We start from the raw sequence: 23018 nt of genomic DNA, 5'->3' as shown, positions 1-23018 counted from the left end.
GATGAGCCGGAATTAAAAGGTATCCATTTTGAGCTTATTTGTGTCCAAAATGAATACCTATGCAGGATTGCTTATGCTAAACTTTAATGTTCCGGATTAGGCTGAATTTTGTGCACAGCCGTATCATTTAAAAAGGCAAAAACAAATCCGAAAAGAAGCGGAACGGCTAATTCCAGTAATGAAAGAGGTTCCAGTTTTGGGTGAATTCCGAAAAACACAATAAGTCCTAAAAACCAGGCAGGAATACTGCTCAAGCTTTTTATTTTAGAAAGATAGGCAAGCGAACCTATGAAAATAAAGATCGATACCGGCAGGCCAAATGCTCCTAAATATCCACCTAAAAACATTCCGGTAAACTGAATCATAGCTCCCATCAATAGTCCTAAGATGATTTGAATAAACGCAGAGGCCGAATTTTTGATGTTTCTTCCAAAAATGTAATAGCTTACCCAGGCAATAAACATTACCCATGTCGGCCACCCGGCCGCAAATGATATCGAAACAGCTGCTGCTCCGAATAGGCCGAAAAGAACGGCAGTTTGAAAAGTTTTCATAATATATGTTTTAAAGATTAAATTTTTAAAGCGGTCTGAAGCTTTGTCATTTGCAGACCGCTTTCGTTTATTAGTTTGTAGCTCCTCCGTTTACCAAAAGGTGCTGTCCGTTTACAAAAGAGGATAAATCGCTTGCGAAGAACTCAGCTGCATTGGCAACGTCATCAACATGAGCCAGTCTGCCCATTGGACAGCTGTCCAATAATTGCTTTCTAAGTTCCGGATAGCTGTCTGCTTCCGCGAAAATTCCGGAATGGTCTACCGCAAAAGGGATAATGGAGTTAACCGTAACCCCGCGGTGCCCAATTTCTTTAGATAAAATGTCAACAAGATATCTTGGTGTTGTTTTGCTTCCGCCGTAAACTGCCATTCCCGGTACAGGAAATGAAGTTGTGCTTGAAGCTATGTAAATGATACGCCCATTATCTGTAATATTTTTAGCTGCCTGCTGCATCGTGAAATAAGTACCTTTGGTGTTGATGGAGAAAACTTTGTCAAACTGCTCTTCCGTAAAATCCACTACCGGTGTTTCTACTAGTTCAATTCCGGCATTTGCCACTACAATGTCAATTTTTCCAAAAGCGGCTTTTGCCTCTGTAAACAGTCTCTCCAAATCAGCCACTTTGCTGATATCTGCCTGAACGGCTATTACTCTTGATCCTAATTTTTTAATGTTCTCCACTACTTCATCCGCCGATGCTTTGTCTCGTGAATAATTGATTATGATATCTGCTCCAAGTGCTGCATAACGCTCTGCAATTGCTTTTCCTAATCCTCTTGCTGATCCTGTGATCAATGCTACTTTATTGTGTAAATTGTTCATGATTATTATATTTTAAATGGTTGTTAAATGCTTTTATATTATTGTTATTTTAAGAATTAAGCCATCCCGCCATTTACTCCAATGTTTTGGGCTGTAATCCATTTTGCATCATCACTTGCCAAAAATGCAACAGTCTGAGCAATATCTTCCGGTTCTCCCAGACGGTTGAAAGCTGAAAGTGAGGCTAGTCTGTCAATAACTTCCTGAGGCTTGCCTGTTGTAAACAATGCTGTGTTTGTAGGCCCTGGAGAAATAGAATTGATATTGATGCCTCTGGCTCCAACTTCTTTTGCCATTACTCTGGTCAGCTGCTCCACTGCCGCTTTTGTAGCTACATAAGTACCGTAACTTGGAAGCATGATTCTGTTTACAGATGTAGAGAAATTAATAATACTTCCGTTGTCTGCCAACCGTGTTGCAGCTTCTCTAAGGGTGTTGAAAGTTCCTCTCACGTTGATATCAAATTGTCTTGTAAAATCCTCATCGGTTGTATCCTTGATCAGTTTGGTGATCATAATTCCTGCATTGTTTACCAAAACATCAATTTTGCCGTAGTGCGCTATCGCCTGATCGAACATCGCTTTTACTTCGTCTGATTTGCTCACATCTGCCTGAATGGCGATAGCATCTCCGCCTGCGTTTTTGATTGTCGCTACTGTCTCTTCTGCTGACTGAAGTCCGCCTGCATAATTAACGATTACTTTTGCGCCTCTTTCGGCTAAATTTTTAGCTACTGCTGCACCGATTCCTCTTGAAGCTCCTGTTACTAAAACTACTTTGTTGTTTAAATTTTTCATGATTTTAATTTTTAAATGTTATTATTTGTTGTTATTATTTGTTGTTATTATTTGTTGTTCTAATTTGTTGATACAAAGATTGTTGTTATTAATTTTTTAAAAATGCAAATTTTAAAGCATTACTTATACATTTTAAAGGCTGCCTTAAAAAGTACATTTTTGTGATTCATTTTTCTATTATTAATTGTTTTATACAAATGACAAAAAGACATTATTTTATGGTCATTTCTGGGCATGAAAATACTGATCGTAGTATTATACGATCTTGTTGGACACACATTATAAGTTTAAATTGAATTAAGCGGAGTATGTAAATACAGCGCTTGTCGAATTGGATATACTGTTCGCTATCTCATCAAATGATTTGCTGCGGCGTTCAATTGCTGACTGGTCAAAAGACAGGTATGAAAAACAGATACTTCCCAGTTCGTCATAAATCTGGCACAGTTCTTTTTTATTGTCCCAAGAAGGGGAGCTGCTTTTATTGGTTTTAAAAGCTGCTTGTGTATAAGCATCGGTTAGTAAAACATAACAAGGCTGCGCAATGTCATTTTTTAGTAATCGATGTGCTTCTATAACGGTGCTGCCATAAAGTTTATGAAATCCCATAAGGTCATATCCTGTGAGCTCCCCATAATGTACTACTAGTTTCAGTGATAGCATTTTGGCCTGCGGAAAATCTTTTGAGACATCTTCTACTGCTTGTTCAAAAGCGCGCAGCATCTTATCAAACTGGTTTAGTATTTTATTCACTGCAAATGGTTTCCCAAAGTGATAAAAAAGGATGGCGTCGCCCTCAATTTCTGCAATCTTAAACTGCATCTCATTGTGTTCAATAATGGAAGAAAGTAATTTTGATACTACTTTTTGACCCGCAAGCATATCGGTTTCTTTTACAAAACGTGTAAATCCGCTGATGTCCGGCATGAAAATAATGCCCTTGTTTGTGTTTTTCATAATCGTAGTATTAAAATCTTTCTTTATTAATTCGTCTCAGCCATTGCCGTTTTAGTAATCTGCCTGCCCAATATCCAGCCTTGTGATTTTCCCTTCTTTGTTAATCTGGAATTTGAAGTAGGTTTGAAAGTTTCCCCACAGGTCACTATGGAATTTCCCATAGATATCAAATGAATTATTTTCTACTTTGTCAATGGAGGTAAATCGTTCATGTCCTATTGCTTTTGTAAAAAAACTTATAAAATTCTTTTTATTCCCGTCATCATACAGTACTGCATTGTCGGCAAATAAGGAGAACCACGCGTTCTGGTCAGCATTTTGCAAAGCCTCGATTGCTTTTTTTGCAGTTTGGTTTGTTATTTTCTCAGTATTCACTTTTTCTGTTTTATTTACAGATTGTCCGCATGCAGCACAGGCGAAAAACAATCCAATTACTATTGTTTTCATGGTACTTTATTTATTAATTTGTAGCTCCCCCGTTTACCAAAAGATGCTGGCCATTTACAAAAGAAGAAAGATCACTTGCAAAAAATTCCGCCACATTTGCTACATCTTCAACCTCGGCCAATCGTCTCATCGGGCAGCTGTCTAATAATTGTTTTCTCAGTTCAGGATAGCTGTCTGCTTCCGCGAAAATTCCGGAATGGTCTACCGCAAAAGGGATAATGGAGTTTACCGTAACCCCGCGGTGCCCAATTTCTTTAGATAAAATGTCAACCAAATATCTTGGGGTAATTTTACTTCCTCCGTAAACAGCCATTCCAGGAACCGGGAAGGAAGTAGTACTCGAAGCGATGTAAATAATTCTACCATTGTCTTCGATGTGTTTGGCTGCCTGCTGCATCGTGAAATAGGTACCTTTTGTATTGATCGAAAATACTTTATCGAACTGCTCTTCTGTAAAATCGGTAACGGGCACCTCTACCATTTCGATTCCGGCATTGGCTACCACAATATCAATTTTTCCAAATGCCGCTTTTGCTTCTGCAAAAAGTCTTTCAAGGTCAGCTACTTTGCTCACGTCTGCCTGAACTGCAATGGCTTTTACGCCCATAGCTAAAATATTGCTTAACACTTCTTCTGCTGATGCTTTGTCTTTAGAATAATTAATTACGATGTTGGCGCCCATTGCTGCATATCGCTCTGCAATTGCTTTTCCTAATCCTCTAGCTGACCCTGTAATTACCGCTGTTTTGTTGTTTAATTTTTTCATGATTTTTTAAATTTTAAATGATTATAAATCGTTCTTTCAATTTGATAGGACAAAGATATAGCGGCACTGGGCCTTGCATGTTGCGAGTATTAAAGCATTACATGCAAATTTTAAATATTTAGAATCTGCATGTTTATTTTGAGGGAAAAAGTAGAGAAAAGCCATAAAAAAGCCTGCAAATCAGTATTTGCAGGCTTTGAATTTTAGTTCGAATGGGCAAGATGCTCCTTTCGGTAGAGTACGGGAGAAGTACTGGTATGTTTTTTAAAGTAATTACTGAAATGTGCAGCTTCTGAGAAACCCAGTAAATAGGCAATTTCTTTTATGGAATGCTGTGAGTTCTGCAGTAGTGACTTTGCTTCGGATATTGTTTTGTCCGCAATCCACGTTGCAATAGGCTTGCCTGTCTTGGTTTTGATAACGGTACTTAAATAATTGGGGTGCAGATTCTGCGCATCGGCATAATCCTGCACCCTGAAGACAGTCTGTACTTTTGAGCTGCTCAGGTCACGGTAATGCTGTTCCAGCATGCGTTTAAAATCTTTTACGATTTGTGAAGATCTGTTTCCTTCATAAATCGGATTATAGTCTTCCCAGAAATATTCCTTTATTTTGATCAGCAGCACAATAAACAGGTTTCCGATAATTCTGTATTTATAGGGCGATGTGCCTAAATACTCTTTGTGGATCATCAGATATAATTGTTCTATCTCATTATAAAAATCAACATTTAGTACCTTGGGCTGTACCGTTTCGGTTAATAGAAATGAAAACTCATTAAATACATCCTGATGTACGTTTTCCTTGAGGAATGTCTCATCAAAACAAATAAGGTAAATTTCTTCGATGGCATTCCATTCAAAGGTCCTGTAATTACTTGGATTGGTAAAATAAATAGAACCGGGCTGGGCGGCAAATGTTTGATCGTCAATAGTGTATTGTCCTGAACCTTCCTTGACAAATAGAAAAGAAAAATAGTTAGGCCGGTATGCAGGGGATTTATACGGCAGTTCAAAGCCTACATCTTTTAAATCAACAACAGCAATACCTGCCTTAGGATCAAGCATATCTACTGACAGGCCCAGTTTCAGATATAAGTCATATAATGACATGGAGATTGTATTTTTCTCACTCATCTATTGTTGTTTTGGTTTGTTACAAATCTACTAAAATAGGAATAGTGATGAGCATTTTATTTCTATAGATGTTAATACAGGCTATTTATTTTTTTAAAGAAATGGTGTCTCAATGCTTATAACTTCGTTGAAAGATCCGGATCCAATCCAGGAATTAGAAGAAGGGAACAGGGTATCGAGAGTAGTGTCTCACACACCGTTACGTTACTACAGCGGGTTTGGGACTAAATTAAGCCCATTATTCTGATTTGCCAAATCATCCCAAATACAAAACCATCTTTTCATTAAGCTAATTGCCCAAAACCCGATAGTGCGGATTTGTAATCCGTATCCGCACAGTTACTCAAAAATTATAAAGCATAAAAAAGAGGCTGTCCTTTTTCGGACAGCCTCTTTAAAATTTTATGGAGTCACCAGAATTATAGTTGAACACTTAATTCCTATTTTGATATTTATTGGTACTTAAAACAACCTTGAAAATAGAATTAACTATTTATATTTTTTTTGCGTTACGCCCTATTATCTCAAGATGGTCCCATTTGTTCTTTTTGTAGCTATTTGCTATAAATAGATTAATATTAAAGTTGAATTTTTAATTCATTTGTTAAAGAATTAATGCTTTCCCCTAGATTTTTTACGGATTTATCAAAACCAAATTGTACTCCTCTATTGAAAACATCGATTATACTATCCAGATCTTTTTCACTTGCGTTTTCATCAGAAATAATTTTATCATCTCTTAATGCGATAAATCCAGCTCCGATTGCAGTATGTAAAATAAAATCTAAATTTACCCAAGGCTGATAGTATTTGTCGTCTATTTCTCTAACTTTTTCCGGGTCATCAGGTTTCCATATATTTAATTTATAAGCCAGATTTGGATTTACTGGTTCAAGAGCTTCGATTAAAAAATCTCTGGCAAATGCCGGACTATATTTTTCAGATAGAATTTCTTCTGCCAAAGCTCCAATACTGTTTAAATCTGCAATTGAAATATTTTCTCTTTCTTCAATTGGATGATTCAAACTTGCTTCTATGAGTTGTGAATCTTTTAAGAGATAGTACCACACATATTTTCTCAAACAAAAAATTAGTTTCCTTCTGGTGATCCAAAGCGCAATATTCATGAAATATTGTCTAATAACATTAAAATCAGCTGTGGTTAAACCGGACTGTATACCGGGTCTGTCATCTCCGTTAAAAGTAGAACCAACCCCATTTAGATTAACATTTACAAAATGGTGCCAGGTTGAATCGACCACGATACGGCCAACATTTGCCAAGCGGCCATCCCATACAGCAATCGAAGAAAAGGAATGAGGAATAGTTAGCGCTTTTGCTCCGCCTCCGACAGTGCTGCCTCCTAAAACAAAAGATGTTGCAATATTTTGAGTAGAAACAGTGACCCCATTAGCCGTAAATGATGTTTCAGGTTTGCATTCACCTTCATGTGGGTGATCTGGCATAATATCAATCAATCCAGATGGTCTAACACTTTTTTTTATGGATAACAGAGGATGCGGAAGACCTGTACCAAATATTCTTACAGAAATATTTTGAGGGATATTGTCTGATTGGTTATCAAAATATAAAGAAGTTGCATCACCTGCTTTTGGTCGGTTTGTATCGTTTCTCCGTGGCTGGGTCATACCCACTTCATTTGCGCCAAAATCAGCCCAATGTCTCATATCTTTCACTCTTGGTATATTACTACACATACTTGAACCTAAAGTGCCATGATCACCTGTAGCAAACAATCCCCCTCCATTATTCATATAATCTTCAACCTTTGCTAATTCATCAGAGGGTAAGCCTGCTCCGGAATTGATACCAAATAACCACACCTGGTCAAAATTATTAAGCGTTACACTTGAAGCAAAATTAAAACCTGGAATAGTTGCTACAACCAATGTATTAGGATTTGAAAAAGGGGTAGAACTTCTGTGGCCAAGTGTTATCTGGTAATTATACCAGGTAGATCTTTGCAATTCATTAAAAGTGGTTAAAAATTCTGATAATCCAAATTCTCCCGTACCAAAATTCAACCCCCCATCTGTTACAATTAAAACTTTTACATTACAGCGTTTCCAAAGCCATCGTACAGGAAAAAAAGGCCTCAGGTCTCCCGGGCGAATTATATCTATTTTTCTGAGTAATTTCAAGCGCTCTTCCCGGTCAAGAAGATGCATGTTTTTGAATTGTTCTTCTAAAGTTTCCATTTTATTAAAAATAAAATTGTGTCTACTCTTTGTTGGATTTTCGACTTACTCCGAATTGAATTCTGGCCATGAATTGAAAAACTAAATTAAAAGTTTAGAGCCTTTGAAACAAGGGGGAATTCCCCCTAATTATTGGAGGTTTTTTACGGGATTTACTTAACGCAGGCTGCATTTAAACCCTTTTGTAAGTCGTGGATGTTTTAATGCTTCCGCTATTTGGTTATCTGGTGATCTACTTTTGTTAATTCAACATTTTGATTGATATCTGCTAAAGACCTGATACCGCGGATTTGCAATTCGTACCCAAAACGGCAAGTCAAAAATATAAGACATAAAAAAACTCCTTAATTTCTTAAGGAGTTTCTTAGTGGGCGATAAGGAATTCGAACCCTAATATTTTTTAAATTTTATTTAAAGTATATCAAGAAAACAATTGTGACTTGCAGCAAATTTTATAACAAAATTCTAGTTTTAAATTTTCTTTATACTTTTCTTTTTTGTTTTGATTTTCTAGTTTAATTACGTTAAATAAAACAATGCTTTTTGAAGTATATCTAGTTGCATTTTAGGTATGTTTGAATTTACATTTTTTTTACGTGATAATTTTGGAATTAAACTTGAAGATTTTTTAAAATACAATTTCAAGTCTTCAAAAAGTTCTGCCTTATTTTTTGAGGCATCTATTAAAATTAAGTCTTTAATTTCTTCTATCAATGATAGACTATTGTAAAGATGTTTACTAAATAAGCAAACCATAAAATTTGTACTTATCCTATCTAATTCAAAAAATTCTACCAGCTCTGAATAGTCATATACTACAAATACAGAATAATCGAAATTATCCGGTTTGTCTTCATTTTTTAGTAAAAAAGAGTCTTCAGAAAATTCAAATTCATCTTTAAACTTTCTTTTAAACATTTTTAAAAAATCCTTTTATTATCCCGAACTAAAACTCTTTTTTTAATCATCTTTAAGAATTAGTATTTGTCTTTCTTATAATAATTTATACCCTAATTATACATTGACAGGACATTTCCTTGGAAAGAAATACTTAAACCAAGGAAAGAATTAGTATCAAATTCAATTATAAATTTTGACAAACTTTTGGGTGCAAATAGGTAGTTTTGATATCAATCTTGGCAAAATCAAATAAAGTCAATACTATTTCACTTCACAAAAGGCATAACTTACTTAGGTTCGTTTTTGTGAAAGCATTCGGGGAAAAATTAAAATAAAAAAATGATTCTAACCAACATTAAGATTTGAAGTTCCTGTCGAACTCAAATGCTTAATTTTTTTAATTTTATCATTCAATTTCAACAGCCGATCCAATTGTTTTTGTTGAATTGTGTATTTCGTATAATATTTATACCATTCTTTTCCAATAAAAAAGGTTGTCACAGAAACTCCTGTAAGTAAACCAACAAAGTAATTAGTAATGTCCATAATTTCTATTTTTTAGTTAAAAAGCATTTTTATCTCCTTTCAAGGTTACAATAACTGTTAATAAGCAAATTTTAATATCAGTGATTAAACTCCAGCGCTGTACATATTCGATGTCTGTAGTAACGCGGCGTTTCATATCGGATATTCTTTTGGTTTCCCCTCTAAGTCCCGATACCTGAGCCAGACCGGTAATTCCAGGTTTGACAAAATGACGAACCATAAAATTATTAATATGTCCATTGTAGTCTGATGTATGTTTAATCATATGTGGACGTGGTCCCACAATACTCATTTTTCCCATCAGGACATTAAAAAATTGAGGCATCTCATCTAAACTCGTGCGCCGGAGAAATTTCCCAATTGATGTGATTCGGGAATCTTCTCTTTTCGCTTGTTCGCTTTCATCACCCACATTTACATACATGCTTCGAAATTTATAACACCAAAAATGTTCATTTTTTTTACCCGTTCGCATTTGTTTAAATAAAACAGGTCCTTTGCTTTGTCTCTTAATAAGAATGGCTAGCAAAGGATAAAGCCAAGACAAAATGAAAATAATGACCAGCATACTGAAAACAATATCAAATATTCTCTTAATTAATCGATTGTAGGCATTTTGTAACGGCTCAAAACGTGGTTTGATAACATGGAAATTATTTAAATGGCTGGAATTAAAATGTTTTTTTGAAATGGATGAAAAATCAGGAACAAATTTCAAACGCATACAATGTTTGTCTCCAAGCTCAAAGAAATAATTCAAATCTGAGATAAAATCAGGTTTGGACACAATGAATAATTCATTGATATTATCTTTAGATGCATTATCAATAGCTTCGGAAAGTGCTTCACTAAAATCTTCATTATTTGTATATTCCACAGAAGAATTTTCGTTGAGAATACCCACAAAATGAATAAAAAAAGAATTGCTCTCTAAATGAGATGCCAATTCGATACTTGTTTTATTAAACCCCCATATAGCAACTGTGTAACGCTTGAAAACCCATCCTTTAATTTGTCCTATAACTACAGTAAATAAAATTCTGGATAGCAAAAAATAGAACAGTAAAAAACTTATTTGAAATAAATTTGCCCTGCTGCTAAAAAAGTACAATACATTATCCTGAAAAATAAATATGTAACTATGCCACAGAATTCTTTGTGTAAAGAAAGCACGCCAGCTATTGCGAAAAAAGATTTCTAAACTGAAAAGAACATTTACTTTATATAATTGAAAATAAGTAACCGCGAATAACCAACTTAAAATTGTAATTGGAATCATCTTATCCAGAAATAAGGCATTCCACCCAATCTTCTCTTCACTTGCAAAATTCAAAAACAGTATGGTACCAAATACCATAGCGATCATGTCTGCAATAGCACAGCAAATTATAAACGTAAATTTATGTCTGTTTCGCATTTCTGATTTTTTTTAAATAAATTATAACCTACTGCCCCTATGATACTTCCTATAATTCCGTAAAAAACATCCATCAAATCCGGACTCCTTTTATGAATTACATATTGCCCGCCCTCAGCGATGCAAACAATTATTGCCCCAATACATATATTTTGTATGAAATTGGATTTTTTGCCAGTATTTAATTCATTTGAATTCTTGTAATTTGTATAGGCTTCCAGTAAAAAACCGACAGCTATAAAAGGAATAGCAGTACGCAAATTGTAATAATGATTACTCCAATTCAAAAGCCAGTTTGGTAAATAGGTTTCGCTTCTAAGGCTGGGATCAGGCAACCAGGAAAAATAAAAAACGACACCAATAATTAGAAACAGTATCAACAGAAGTATTTTATGAAACATTTTTTATCATTTAATATCAATAAATAGTTTTTTTGTTTGAGATCGATTTGTAGAGCCAGGCTATTATTAAGCTTCTTTTATAGTAAGACCTCTTTTATACCAGGGTCGCTTTACTTTTACTTCCTGATACTGATAACCATAGTTTAGTCCATAGCCATACGCGGTTTTCATATTTACTCCGTTTATAAGAATTCCAACATTTTTTAACTGCTCTTTCTTAATAAAATTATTTATGTGAACTAAATTACTTTTATCTGTAAAATCATATTTTACTACAAATACGGTAACATCAGCCAAATAACTAAAATTAAGTGTGTCGGATACTATTTGAACGGGTGCGGAATCAAGTATTATAAAATCATAAAGCTTTTTCGCCTCTTCAATTAAGGATTCAAAGTTAGAATTAGTTATTAATTGTGAAGGATTAGGAGGAGCCTCTCCTGTGAATAAAATATCAAGATTTTTAGAAAACATAATATCTTTTTGCAAGAATCCTTTCCAGTCATCACTTTTATTAGACAGGAAATTTGTAAGCCCTAATTTGTTTTTATCCACTTTAAAATAATCGTGCAATTGAGGATTTCTTAAATCAACACCAATTAGCAATACTTTTTTATTAAGATTACTAACTGTTATAGCATTATGAAATGCGCTAAAGGATTTTCCTTCTCCCTGAATAGAAGAAGTAAACAATATTACTCTTCCTTTCTCTTCCTCTTTTCTGGGTAGTAAATAAGATATATTTGAAACCACGGTACGCGTCGCTTCTGCTATCATAGAACGGGAAGTAGCTGTGTTGTCTAATTTTTCACTATTATCTACTTTAGGAATGTATCCTAAAATAGGAACATTTGCCATTATTTTCTGAATATCGTCTTCGTTATGTATTTTGGTATCCAGGATTAAACGAAGGTATATGAATCCAAAAGGAAAGAGTAAACCAAACATAAAAGCACCAAGCAAAAATGATTTTGGTTGCGGAAAAATTGCCGAATAATTCGTTTCCGGCGCATTTAAAGTATATAAATTTGATTCTAAAATCGCACCATTCAAAACAGCTTCTTCCTTCTTTTGTAATAATACCATATAGGTTTCTTCTTTCATACTAAGATCACTATTGATATTGCCCAATACTTTATCTTGCGTAGGAATATTTTTAACTTTTGATTCAGCAATGCTTTCTTCCGATTTATTAACTCTGTTGTTTTGATTCAAAAAGTTTAAATAACCTTCTAAAGTATTTAATATCTGCTGTTTTTGACTACTTAATTGGGTCATTAAAGTAATATAGGCGGGATTGTTTTTTTGTGCTCTTTCTAAGATTACTTCACTCTCAAGAAGTCTTGCATTATAATTTAAAAGCATTTGATTGACTGTCGGTGATTCTAAATTATAATCTGTACCTAAAGTTTGGGTAGTACCAGATCTTTTAATATCGTTAATAGCATAACTAGTAAGCATAATTTGCTTTTCATTAAGCATAGAGCTTTCTTTTTTTTGACTTCTATCGGTTGTTCTTTCGATAGTGTAATTGTCCATCACCCCTATATCATTATTTTGCAAATATTTTTCTTTTACACTTTCAATAGAATCTTTTTCTTTAGTGAAACTTTTTATTCTTTGATTTAAGTAAGAAACTGTATTTGTAAATAATTTTTGCTTGTTGATAACAATATTTTTATCCAGCAAAACGATAATTTCATTTAATATTTTTCTTGAAAGTATAGGGCTTGAACCAGTATGATTTAATTCTATTGTTCCTTTTGACTTTTCATCAGATAAAACGATAAGTGATGATTTTAAATTTTTTAAAGCAATAGCTGTAGGTTCAAGACTTACTTTATATTCATTCTCAAAATAATAATTTGGATTCTTCTTCGCTTTTGCAGATAATTGAATTTTAAATGGTAAACCTTTGATAACTTGGTCTCCATCATATCCCTTAATATCATATTTTTTTTCGGTATCAGGATCAGTAATAGTAAATCCTTCTCTATTTACTTTAATTTCATAAGAAATTTGTGGTAACGAATCATTAGAAACCGTAAGTTTTAAAATGAAAGGAACTTCATTTACATTATTATTTTGTATTGTATATACTTTTTCAAAATAACTGATATTTAAATTGACATTTTTTACTACATCCATCAAAAATTCATTGGAGGTAATTAGCCGGATTTCTTCCTCTAAATTATCTTCATCATTTTTTTGATTCGTAGTGATGGTAATTATTTTTGTTGTGTCTTCTTGCTTTTTATCTATAAAAATCGAAGCTGAAGTTTGGTATGTTGGTGGTACTATTTTGATAAAAATAAAAGCGGCGCCTACACATAAAATTAAGCTTAGCAAAAACCAAGGCCAATACTGTAAATACTTTAAAAATTCTTTTTTAAAATCCATAATTATTTAATTAATTAAAAATGGTCGTACTATTAATAAGCATAACATAAATTGAATGCTGAAGGATGTAAAAAATTCTCTTTTTAAATCAGTATTAATCTGTCAGCAAAAGAATAACTGTTAAAATAGAGGCAGATATAGCCAGCAATTGTATCGGGTCTTTGATTAATCCTCCACTATTTACTTTTAGTTTATTAGGTGTTACAACAATAACATCATTTTGTCTGATTCGAAAATTTGGATTAGACATCCATGCTGCAGTAGTCAAATCAATGTGATAAACCAAACGCTTTCCGTCTTGTTCTCTAATAAGATTAATGTCTTTTCGAATGGCTGAATAGGTTAGATCTTTTGCCATTCCTATTGCATCGAGTAAGCTAATCGATTCTTCGCTAAAAAATATTACACCCGGGGCATTTACTTCTCCCAAAATGGTAAATTTATTATTGAGTACACGAACCTGCACTGTAGGATTTACTAAATAGCCTTCATTTACAAGACGCTCTTTTATTTTCAACTCCGCACCGGCTGGTGTTAAACCACCCACTTTAATTTCATTCAAAATAGGCATAGTTATATTCCCTTGAGGAGTAACCAAATAGCCAGATAATTTCATCATTTCTACTGATGTTTGTGAAGTCGAAGTCGTATTTATATTAAAAGGTGCAGCAACCAGGGGATTAAGATCACCAACATCAACTTTTAAGATATCATTCGGTTGTATTTTACTCGATGTATAATTTAAACTCGAATTGGCATACCTATCTAAATCTTGTAAATACAACATTTTTTTTTTGGTCGTACAAGACTGAAGCATCAATAAAAGCAATATAATCGGAAGGGAAATTTTCTTCATTTTAATTGTAATATATATTAATATTTATGTTATTTCAGATTTTAATCAATCAAAATAAAAACTATATAGTGCTGAAAATATCCTTATTTAGGATGTTTACTCAAACTAAAAAAGTTTTTATTTTTTGATTGTAATTACTCGTTTTCTTTAATCTGACTGTTTGGTAAAGTCTTCTCTTGACTCACTTTCTCACTGATGATTTAGACTATCAAAAAACAAAGTGAATAGATTAATTTTATCTTTTATAAATGAAGCATGTATTGTCTTAGAGCAAGGGTTTTTTTAAGAAAGACAGCTAGAATTGCTGCTAAACCATGAAATTTATAAATCTTATAGTCTTCATATAAAACTTCAAACGCAGATTTAAAACTGGTACTCATACCTCCCATTCTCATTCTAACGATATACGAATCGATATAACTCATCTTAATTTTATATTTATACAAGTAGCGAAGTAAGAATTCAGTATCGGATGCTATTTTAAAATCAAGATTATAAGCACCATTATTATCTATTATTGTTTTCTTTAGGTAAACAGTAGGATGCAAAGGCAACCAACCCTCCTTAATTTTTTTGAGACTAAAAACACCTCCAATTCGATCGCGAATTAGGCGTTCATCTTTATCATTCGAAACATAAACACCATCACCATAAACGCCATCAATGCTTGGATCGGCATTAAAACGGGCTACAATTCTTCTAACAGCCTTTTTATCGTAAAATTCATCATCAGAATGCATCAAACCAATAACATCTCCTGTTGCCAATTTGAGCCCTTTGTTTATTGCATCATACATTCCTTTATCAGGTTCTGAGATAAATTTGCATATTTTGTCTCCATAAGATTCAATAATTTCTTTTGTACCATCTGTAGAATTGCCATCAATGATAATGTATTCAATATCATGATAATTTTGTTCCAATACACTTTTGATAGCTTTTTCGATAGTAGCTTTTCTATTGAAACACACGGTTATAATAGTTATTCTCATAATAATAAATTTTAAGATTAATACTAACTGAATTTTTAGCATAAAAAACTGATTACCCAATAAAAAACTGAGGAAAAAAAGTAGAAATAAATTGTATTACTTTGTAAAAAAGGTTGCTTATGGTTTTAGCAATAGCTTCTCAAAATAGCTGATGGTAGTAATCAGGCCTTCGCGCAATTGTATTTTAGGCTCCCATCCTTCAAGCTTGTTATTTGCTAAAGAAATGTCTGGCTGCCTCTGTTTGGGATCATCTTGCGGCAAATCGAGATGAATGATTTTCGATTTGGAACCTATTAATTCAATAATTGCCTGTGCAAGTTCGAGCATAGTAAATTCATTAGGATTTCCTAAATTTACCGGACCCAAAAATGAGGGTTCAGATCCCATCATACGGATCATGCCTTCTACTAAATCATCAACATATTGAAATGAACGGGTTTGCAAACCATCTCCAAAAATGGTAATATCTTTTCCCTGCAAAGCCTGTACGATAAAATTCGAAACCACTCTCCCATCTGCCGGATTCATATTAGGCCCATAAGTATTAAATATCCTGATGATTTTAATGGCAACTCTGTTTTGATTGTGATAATCCATAAATAAAGTTTCGGCACATCGCTTTCCTTCGTCATAACAGGAACGAATACCTATTGGGTTTACATGCCCCCAGTAGCTTTCGGTTTGAGGATGCACCAACGGATCGCCATATACTTCGCTGGTACTAGCTTGCAATACTTTAGCATTAACACGTTTTGCCAGCCCTAAAACATTAATGGCTCCCATTACAGACGTTTTAATTGTTTTTATCGGATTGTATTGGTAATGAACAGGAGATGCAGGACAAGCCAGATTGTAAATCTCGTCAACTTCAGCATAATAAGACTCTGTTATATCGTGTCTTACCATTTCAAAGTAAGGGTTATCCAACAGCTCAATTATATTAGATTTGGTTCCCGTAAAGTAATTGTCCAGACAAATCACTTCATTTCCTTCATTCAATAATCTTTTACACAAATGTGAACCTACAAATCCAGCTCCGCCAGTTATCAATATTCTTTTCATTTTAATTCGATGTTATTTTTGAATGAATTAATTTTAGTTTGAACCTGAAAAAAGTAATGTGACTTAAAACGTGCCAGATAAAATCCTTCCTTACCATCTAAAAAACCCAATTTTAAAAAATAGGCACCTAAAAAATAGACCGCGGGAAGTAATCCAGTATTAATAAGGCTATATTTAATTTTTTGATTGAAAGATAAAAGGGCATTTTTCGTTTGCTTTAACTGAAGATATCTTTGAGCTTCCCAAGTAGAATAAGCATTGTGTTTAGAAATATAATGTTCTAAATTTTTAAAATCTTTATGAACAACTTTCGATTTAATAACTCCAACCTTACCCTCGATAATAGGATGTTCATGTACTTCCATATCCAAATGGCTCCACAAATCTTCATCGATTTTTTCATAGGCGCCTTTTGATTTCTTAAAAAGAGCCGACTTTTGAAATCCATACCCATATTTAAGTTTCCTTCCCATAAAATAGTTTTCAAAACGTATTGTGAAACCATTATAGTAGGGATCGTGGATTTTGATGCCGACTTCAGTTATAAATTCATCAGAAACAAATTCATCAGCGTCCAAAAATAAAATCCATTCGTGGCGAAGGTCTGCATTTTGTAGTGCCCAATTGCGTTTTTTTGGAAATTTACCATTCCATTGAAATTGCAATACTTCAGCTCCCATTGCCTTTGCAATAATCGGAGTATCATCAGTACTGCAGGAATCCACTACAATTATTTGATCAAAACGCTTTAATTTATCCAAGCAAGAGGGTAAATTCAAAGCTTCGTTTTTTACAGAAACGATTACAGAAATTGGAATTTTATTCAAAGCTTCTAGGTTTTATAAGTTTGGCAGGATTTCCTCCTACTATAGTATTTTTCTCGACATTTTTAGTCACTAAACTTCCTGCGCCTATAATAGCATTTTCTCCTACTATTATACCAGGCATTATGATGGCTCTTACCCCAATAAAAACATTTTTATGTATTATTATTTTATTAGTAATCAAATTCATAGCAGATTCATTAAATGCATGAGTACCTGTACACAGATATACTTCCTGCCCTACTGTGGCGTGCTCAAATATTTCTATAACTCCCAACGTATATGCATTAGCCCGATCGCCGAGACACGCGTGATCGTGCAAGATCAGATTCCACGGAATTTGAATTCTTGCCCGTTGATGTACAAATGGTTTTCCATAAATTTTACAACCGAATAATTTGAGCCAAAATAACCTCCATGCATTAGCGGGTTTTGGAGTCCAAATACAAAACAATAACCAAACATATTCCCATACTATCATTTTAATACGCTGCGATACAGACCATGGCGAATCGTATGGTGAATTTTGAGAGTGCTGCTGTTTCATTCTTAATTTTATTTGATTTTCATAGACTCAAATTCATTTAAGAATTCTGTTGCTAATTTTTCATTAGAATGTGTCTCATTTACCATCAAGCCTGCTGTTGCTAAGTCATTGATTAGTTTTGGATTGTTTATTAAATCTTTAAGGTATTGATTCAAAATTTCGACTCTTCTTTCTACACGATGGTCGAAACACAAACCATTTTTATTATGGATTAAAAAATCTTTGAAACAGTCTAAATTTGAAACTATTGTAGCACATCCCCAACTCATTGCCTCTAATGGCGAAACGCCAAAAGTCTCACCTTGTTCTGCTATAGAGGGATAAACAAATACAGAGGCTTTTGAATATATTACATTTAATTTATCGATATCGAAAATAGGTTCCAAAAATCTCACATTGCTATTTTGGGCCAACTGTTTTAGTTCATTCAGATAAGATTCTCCCCCTCCTCCTGTTTCTGTAGAATAAGGACCTACAATAAGTAACTGCCAATCTTTTGCATCAAGAGAGACAAAAGATTTTATTAAAATATCTAAACCTTTTTCAGGGTGAATCCGACCTGTATATAAAATTATTTTTTGCTTTTTTGAAAAATCGATAGTGTTTGTATTTCGAAAAGGCAGCGTATTAGGTATCATAACGACCTTGTCAAAGTATTTGATCTTAATTTCATCTTTTATTGCTTTTGCTACAGGACTGGAATTAGCTCTTAAGCGTGCATTTTTTGTGTAAAATTTCATTTGGCCTTTTGGCATTCTTGCCACATCTATCATACACTTTTTCTTTTGTTCCAATGATAAAATAATAGGCAGCCAAAAGGTATTCGAAATAATAATATCTGTATTAGCTGCTATTTTTCGAACAGCTTTTAAAGTATAAAATAAATCTAAAATCTTTAAGACAATACCAGAAGATGGTACTTTATAACCTTTGACCCTGATATGATCAATCCCGCCTTCATTTTCAATATTTGAAAATCCTTCGTATGATTTTGATATATAATTTACTTCGTGTCCCCGATTAACAAATTCTTTTGCTAAACTATACCACATTTTTTCAACAGCTCCACCCATTAGTGGAGGTATAGGAAAAAAAGCGCCCTGAACTATTGTTATTTTCATCACTTAAATAGTCTTATATAATTCCAACATTTTCTTTCCCATTAACTTTATGTCGTATTTGTCTTTCACCAGTTCCCGGCCTTGTCTGCCCATAACTTCTAATAACATGGTTGGTGCGTTGAAAGCTTTATATAATGCATTTTCTAAATTCGTAACTGATAAATCAATCCACCAGCCACATTTATGCGTTTCTAAATCTTCCCAGGGTGTTCCTTGAGTTGTTATTACCGGAACTGCTACTGCCAGAGCTTCGGCAACTACAATTCCAAAATTCTCGCTATGCGTCGGCAGCACCATAACATCAGCAGACCGCAAAAAGTCCCACTTTTCTTCGCCATATTTTGCTCCTACAAAACGTACGTTTTCTAAATCCTCAACACTCTGAATTAAGCTTGCCATATAATTTTCCTCACCAGTACCTGCAATTTCAAGAGTCCAATCCTCTGTATAACTATTTCTCCAGGCGTCTAAGAGGATCTCAATACCTTTTTTAGGATGAATTCGGGACATAAATATCATTTTTTTTGTTCCGTAATATTCCTTAACCACTTTTATGTCATTTAAATAAATTCCGTTTGGAATAATATGTATTGGATTTTTATAACCTAAAGCTTTAATATTTGCTGCCTCCATTTGAGCAGTTGCATGAAGACATATTGATTGTTTTAGGGCTCTCTTTTGATATAAAAACAATGCTATTTTTTTTTTGAATGAATTATGAGCCAGGATCCAGGGTTCCAGCATGCCATGAGGTGAGACAACGACTTTAATTCCCTGTTTTTGAGCCACGTTTTGAAAACCCCAATTTTGAGGAGTCCAAATTCCATTAATATGTACAATATCCGGTTTTTCACTTTTAAGAAAAGAGTGAAACTCATTCATCAAGGAAAACCATCGCAATAAACTGTTGTTGAAAAACTTTATTGGAACATCTTCGATGTCTATAGGGTCCTTAGAAATACCTGTAGCAATGCTAAATGAGGCATCATTTTTTAATGCTGTGCTCAGCAACCGTATATATTCTGTAGTTCCACCGCCACTTTTATCAATACTAGCTATATAATGAATTATTTTCATGCTTAGATCATTTATGTTAGTAATGTTAGTAGTTTGAGTATTTAAAAGACAAAACCTTCTTCTCTATTAAAATATTTATAATCTTTTGACAGCTCTTTGATTTCTTTAGCTGGATTTCCACCATATAATCTGTAAGGAACTGTAAAAGCTTTATTTAATAATGCGTTTGCTCCAAGTACAGAACTGGCTGGTAAAGCCGCGCCGCCCAAAATAGTTGAGGCAGTTCCAACAAAACAATAATCTCCTATAGTTATGGGATGACTGTCCTGAATATTTAATTCGATATTAATGGAATGGGTAAGCAATTGACTTGAATAACCCGCAATTGTAACAAAATTGCCTATCTGAATTATGTTAGTACAATCGATATGATGTTTTTTTGTAATAGCTGAATGGTCTCCAATTATTAAATTTGATTTACGGTCTGGCTGATGTGAAAAATGTTTAGAATCAGTGTTAGTAGGAAATCCCGTGATCCAATTACCTCTGGCAATGCTGGAGTGTTTTCCTATTATTATTAAATGTAGATGTACTGCCACATTAAAATTTCCAATATTAGAATTCGAATCCATAATCAGTTTTTTAGGATAAATCCATGAAAATCCAATTCTGGCCGATGGATGAATTTCATATTTAAAAAACTGAACCAATACAAATCGTTTTAAAGGCCAAGGCAATAAAACGGTTATTATTTTTAGTAGCAACATGATTAGTTTTCTATTAATTCAACATATTGACGAATTGTATTGCTGAAATCAAATCGTTTTGCATTTTCATATCCAAGTTTTATAGTCTCATTTCTAAATTTTGTATCCTTAAATTTTAAAAACTGATTTGCAAAAGAACTTGCATCGTTCGGATCAGCATATAATGCGGCATTTCCGCCTACTTCATCCATCATAGGGGCTTTATTACTCGTAATAACAGGCGTTCCACAAGCCTGAGCTTCAATTATTGGCCATCCAAAACCTTCAGAATAAGATGGAAAAATCATGGCCTGACACCTGGAATAAAGTGCTATAATTTCTTTATCACCAGGATTCTGTATTTGCAAAATTCTATCCGAAACATTTAATTTTTGAATTAACTCAAGCAGTTCCGCATTTAGTCTTTCTCCTGCCAAAACCAATAACCCATCCCATTTTTTTTGCAGTTCATAAATCATATAGATTAATAATTTTCTGTTTTTGCGCTCTAAATCAGAACCTACATGCAAAATAATGGCCTTATCTTTTAATTGCTGAAACTTGTTCAATACTTCCTGGATCTGATCTTCTGGCAAAGGCGCAAATTTTTCGGATAAAGCATTATGAATAATTATCCAATTTTTGTTGCTATTGCTCTTTGTATCAATCTCTATTAATTGATTTAGTGTAAATTCAGATACTGCTGCCAGTTTTTTAGCTCCGGATAAGGCATTTAAAATTATCTTTTGCAATACTTTACCTGATTTTGTAGCATGACAATAAGTATCACCAAATCCAAGGCCCGCTCTTATTGCTAAAACATCATGGCATGTAATAATTGTTTTCTTTTTAGGTAAAAAATAAAGATAAAAAGCATTTGAATGATCGCAAATATGATAGCTAACCGATCTAAACAAGATAAAATTTATACTTCTCGTACCTAAAAGCTGAATAGGGAATAAAAAGAACTTGTCGATATATCCTAACCATTTCATTAAGCCTTGCTTATTTAAACTTAATTTTCTGAATATTTCGCGTGGACGAATCACTTTAACCTGAAGCTTAGATTTTGTGTATCCCTCTGCCATTAAAACTTCAAAAATTTGCATACTAAATTGCTTGTCAGGCGAATAATTACCAATTAAAACTATTTTTCTAATCATAAACTATTTTTTTGCGGCGAAGTTTCTGCCTTTTTTAAACTAGCCATAACTAAACCCGCCATAATAACTGCATAACCTAAAATACTGGGTTGAGCCCATTGTCCTTGAAATATTGCTATACAGGCAGCTCCGCAAAGGATAAATGGGAGGAGTTTTTCTTCTTTAGGTAATTTTAAAGATTGAACAGCAATATTAATTGCTAAAACGATACGCAAAGCAATAAGTCCACCTCCAAAAATAATCCCCTGTTCACCACCTATACGACTAAATTCTGTTTCTCCAACCAGAAAGGCAATTTTACCCGTTAACATTTGAGCACCAGCATTTGTACCCATACCTAAATTTCCTGCAAACAGTGGCTGATCAAATAATTCAAGGATAGGTCCGGTGAATTCATTTATAGCCCTTAAAAAAATTGAATCTGTCAGACCTCCGCCAGTTACTTTATTAACGGTATCAACACGATCCATAAATACTTCAGTACCTAAGCTGAATATTGTAGAATATTTTTGCAAAACGATTATTACTAAATAAAAAACAATACCGCTAATGATTAATTTAACTAACATTTTACCTGTAGTTACTGATGCGATTATAGCAAATAAACCTACAATAGCAACAGCTACTACTGCACCACGGCTTATAGTAAGAGGCAAAGCAATAACTAAGGCAATGGTGCTGGTGTAAAGTAAAATTTTGGAACAATAATCCTTAGACAGCCAAAAATAAAAAACGAAGACAGAGACCGCTGTATAGAAAATAGATAAACCTGAAATAAACGAAAATGTTCCTGGTGGCCTGCTGTAACCCATTGCACCAGAAAATCCTGCGCTTCCTTCTCCTCCAACACCAATATTTATAAATGCGGTCTGAGGACTTATAAATTGAAAATAAACAATGGCTGTCATCAAAATGTTCATTACTAAAAGAAATCGTCCCATTTTTAGCACATCTTCTTTTGTAAAAGCTTGTCCAATTATAAAAATAAGTGGAAAATGAAGCAGCATAATCCTTGCTCCATAAATACCTACGAAAAGATTTTCATGTCCAAAGGTTAGTGTAATTACTAACCCAAACAAGGTAAATATCGATCCAAAAACAATATACGGATTCATAAATTTCACATTCTGATATAAAGCCCTGCCTATAATAAAAATAGCAACAGGATCACGTACAATCAGTAAGGGTGTAGCCAGTCCGGGTAAAACCCATTTACGTAAAGCACCTTCAAAAATCCAAAGTAAAAAATACAACCAAATAGCTATTTTTAAAAAATTATATCTTGGTTCTACTACTTGTTCTATCGTAATATCCATTTATTTTATTT

The 23018-nt window shown here is 33.7% G+C and carries 23 protein-coding genes; all 23 read right to left on the bottom strand.

Annotated elements, in window-relative coordinates; translation table 11 throughout:
• Window positions 1–83: 83 nt before the first annotated feature.
• The gene (locus IHE43_RS13320) at window positions 84–554 is read right to left on the bottom strand and encodes a DUF1097 domain-containing protein (RefSeq protein ID WP_192184335.1); all 471 of its coding nucleotides are present in this window, start codon (window positions 552–554) and stop codon (window positions 84–86) included.
• 70 nt (window positions 555–624) lie between these two features.
• On the bottom strand, window positions 625–1377 hold the full coding sequence (locus IHE43_RS13315) for an SDR family oxidoreductase (RefSeq protein ID WP_192184334.1): 753 nt from the start codon (window positions 1375–1377) through the stop codon (window positions 625–627).
• Between the two features lie 56 nt (window positions 1378–1433).
• Window positions 1434–2174 carry an SDR family oxidoreductase gene (locus tag IHE43_RS13310; RefSeq protein ID WP_192184333.1) on the bottom strand — a complete coding sequence of 247 codons (741 nt, stop codon included), beginning with the start codon at window positions 2172–2174 and terminating at the stop codon, window positions 1434–1436.
• A 297-nt stretch (window positions 2175–2471) separates the two neighbouring features.
• Window positions 2472–3131, bottom strand: a complete 660-nt coding sequence (locus IHE43_RS13305) for a DUF2652 domain-containing protein (protein ID WP_192184332.1) — start codon at window positions 3129–3131, stop codon at window positions 2472–2474.
• A 51-nt stretch (window positions 3132–3182) separates the two neighbouring features.
• On the bottom strand, window positions 3183–3578 hold the full coding sequence (locus tag IHE43_RS13300) for a hypothetical protein (protein ID WP_192184331.1): 396 nt from the start codon (window positions 3576–3578) through the stop codon (window positions 3183–3185).
• A 13-nt stretch (window positions 3579–3591) separates the two neighbouring features.
• Window positions 3592–4344 carry an SDR family oxidoreductase gene (locus IHE43_RS13295; RefSeq protein WP_192184330.1) on the bottom strand — a complete coding sequence of 251 codons (753 nt, stop codon included), beginning with the start codon at window positions 4342–4344 and terminating at the stop codon, window positions 3592–3594.
• Between the two features lie 203 nt (window positions 4345–4547).
• On the bottom strand, window positions 4548–5480 hold the full coding sequence (locus IHE43_RS13290; RefSeq protein ID WP_192184329.1) for an AraC family transcriptional regulator: 933 nt from the start codon (window positions 5478–5480) through the stop codon (window positions 4548–4550).
• Between the two features lie 578 nt (window positions 5481–6058).
• Window positions 6059–7699 (bottom strand): hypothetical protein, encoded by a 1641-nt coding sequence (locus IHE43_RS13285; RefSeq protein ID WP_192184328.1) that lies wholly within the window; start codon window positions 7697–7699, stop codon window positions 6059–6061.
• Window positions 7700–8218: 519 nt separating this feature from the next.
• On the bottom strand, window positions 8219–8617 hold the full coding sequence (locus IHE43_RS13280; RefSeq protein ID WP_192184327.1) for a hypothetical protein: 399 nt from the start codon (window positions 8615–8617) through the stop codon (window positions 8219–8221).
• A gap of 327 nt (window positions 8618–8944) precedes the next feature.
• Window positions 8945–9145 carry a hypothetical protein gene (locus tag IHE43_RS13275; RefSeq protein WP_192184326.1) on the bottom strand — a complete coding sequence of 67 codons (201 nt, stop codon included), beginning with the start codon at window positions 9143–9145 and terminating at the stop codon, window positions 8945–8947.
• A 16-nt stretch (window positions 9146–9161) separates the two neighbouring features.
• Complete coding sequence (locus IHE43_RS13270) at window positions 9162–10562, bottom strand: exopolysaccharide biosynthesis polyprenyl glycosylphosphotransferase (RefSeq protein WP_192184325.1); 1401 nt, start codon at window positions 10560–10562, stop codon at window positions 9162–9164.
• Window positions 10532–10963 carry a VanZ family protein gene (locus IHE43_RS13265; protein WP_192184324.1) on the bottom strand — a complete coding sequence of 144 codons (432 nt, stop codon included), beginning with the start codon at window positions 10961–10963 and terminating at the stop codon, window positions 10532–10534. The genes IHE43_RS13270 and IHE43_RS13265 overlap by 31 nt, the downstream gene beginning before the upstream one ends.
• A 66-nt stretch (window positions 10964–11029) precedes the next feature.
• Window positions 11030–13363 carry a tyrosine-protein kinase family protein gene (locus IHE43_RS13260; RefSeq protein ID WP_192184323.1) on the bottom strand — a complete coding sequence of 778 codons (2334 nt, stop codon included), beginning with the start codon at window positions 13361–13363 and terminating at the stop codon, window positions 11030–11032.
• Between the two features lie 94 nt (window positions 13364–13457).
• The gene (locus IHE43_RS13255) at window positions 13458–14219 is read right to left on the bottom strand and encodes a polysaccharide biosynthesis/export family protein (RefSeq protein ID WP_192184322.1); all 762 of its coding nucleotides are present in this window, start codon (window positions 14217–14219) and stop codon (window positions 13458–13460) included.
• A gap of 242 nt (window positions 14220–14461) precedes the next feature.
• On the bottom strand, window positions 14462–15211 hold the full coding sequence (locus IHE43_RS13250) for a glycosyltransferase family 2 protein (RefSeq protein WP_192184321.1): 750 nt from the start codon (window positions 15209–15211) through the stop codon (window positions 14462–14464).
• Window positions 15212–15328: 117 nt separating this feature from the next.
• On the bottom strand, window positions 15329–16273 hold the full coding sequence (locus IHE43_RS13245; protein ID WP_192184320.1) for a UDP-glucuronic acid decarboxylase family protein: 945 nt from the start codon (window positions 16271–16273) through the stop codon (window positions 15329–15331).
• The gene (locus IHE43_RS13240) at window positions 16270–17100 is read right to left on the bottom strand and encodes a glycosyltransferase family 2 protein (RefSeq protein WP_192184319.1); all 831 of its coding nucleotides are present in this window, start codon (window positions 17098–17100) and stop codon (window positions 16270–16272) included. Before IHE43_RS13240 ends, IHE43_RS13245 begins: the two co-directional genes overlap by 4 nt.
• On the bottom strand, window positions 17093–17287 hold the full coding sequence (locus tag IHE43_RS24055; protein WP_370526745.1) for a DapH/DapD/GlmU-related protein: 195 nt from the start codon (window positions 17285–17287) through the stop codon (window positions 17093–17095). The genes IHE43_RS13240 and IHE43_RS24055 overlap by 8 nt, the downstream gene beginning before the upstream one ends.
• Window positions 17288–17652: 365 nt before the next feature.
• Window positions 17653–18765, bottom strand: a complete 1113-nt coding sequence (locus IHE43_RS13230; RefSeq protein WP_192184317.1) for a glycosyltransferase family 4 protein — start codon at window positions 18763–18765, stop codon at window positions 17653–17655.
• 3 nt (window positions 18766–18768) lie between these two features.
• Window positions 18769–19842 carry a glycosyltransferase gene (locus IHE43_RS13225; RefSeq protein ID WP_192184316.1) on the bottom strand — a complete coding sequence of 358 codons (1074 nt, stop codon included), beginning with the start codon at window positions 19840–19842 and terminating at the stop codon, window positions 18769–18771.
• 41 nt (window positions 19843–19883) lie between these two features.
• The gene (locus IHE43_RS13220; protein WP_192184315.1) at window positions 19884–20549 is read right to left on the bottom strand and encodes an acyltransferase; all 666 of its coding nucleotides are present in this window, start codon (window positions 20547–20549) and stop codon (window positions 19884–19886) included.
• 2 nt (window positions 20550–20551) lie between these two features.
• Window positions 20552–21691 (bottom strand): glycosyltransferase family 1 protein, encoded by a 1140-nt coding sequence (locus IHE43_RS13215; protein ID WP_192184314.1) that lies wholly within the window; start codon window positions 21689–21691, stop codon window positions 20552–20554.
• Entirely contained in the window at window positions 21688–23007 is a 1320-nt protein-coding gene (locus IHE43_RS13210) for a hypothetical protein (protein ID WP_192184313.1), read from the bottom strand. The genes IHE43_RS13215 and IHE43_RS13210 overlap by 4 nt, the downstream gene beginning before the upstream one ends.
• Window positions 23008–23018 lie beyond the last annotated feature (11 nt).

This window comes from Flavobacterium sp. MDT1-60 (genome assembly GCF_014844035.1).
In the GTDB taxonomy this organism is placed as follows: Bacteria; Bacteroidota; Bacteroidia; order Flavobacteriales; family Flavobacteriaceae; genus Flavobacterium.
The sequence above is the reverse complement of the archived record's forward strand: the minus strand, read 5'-3'. Positions and strand labels throughout refer to the sequence as shown.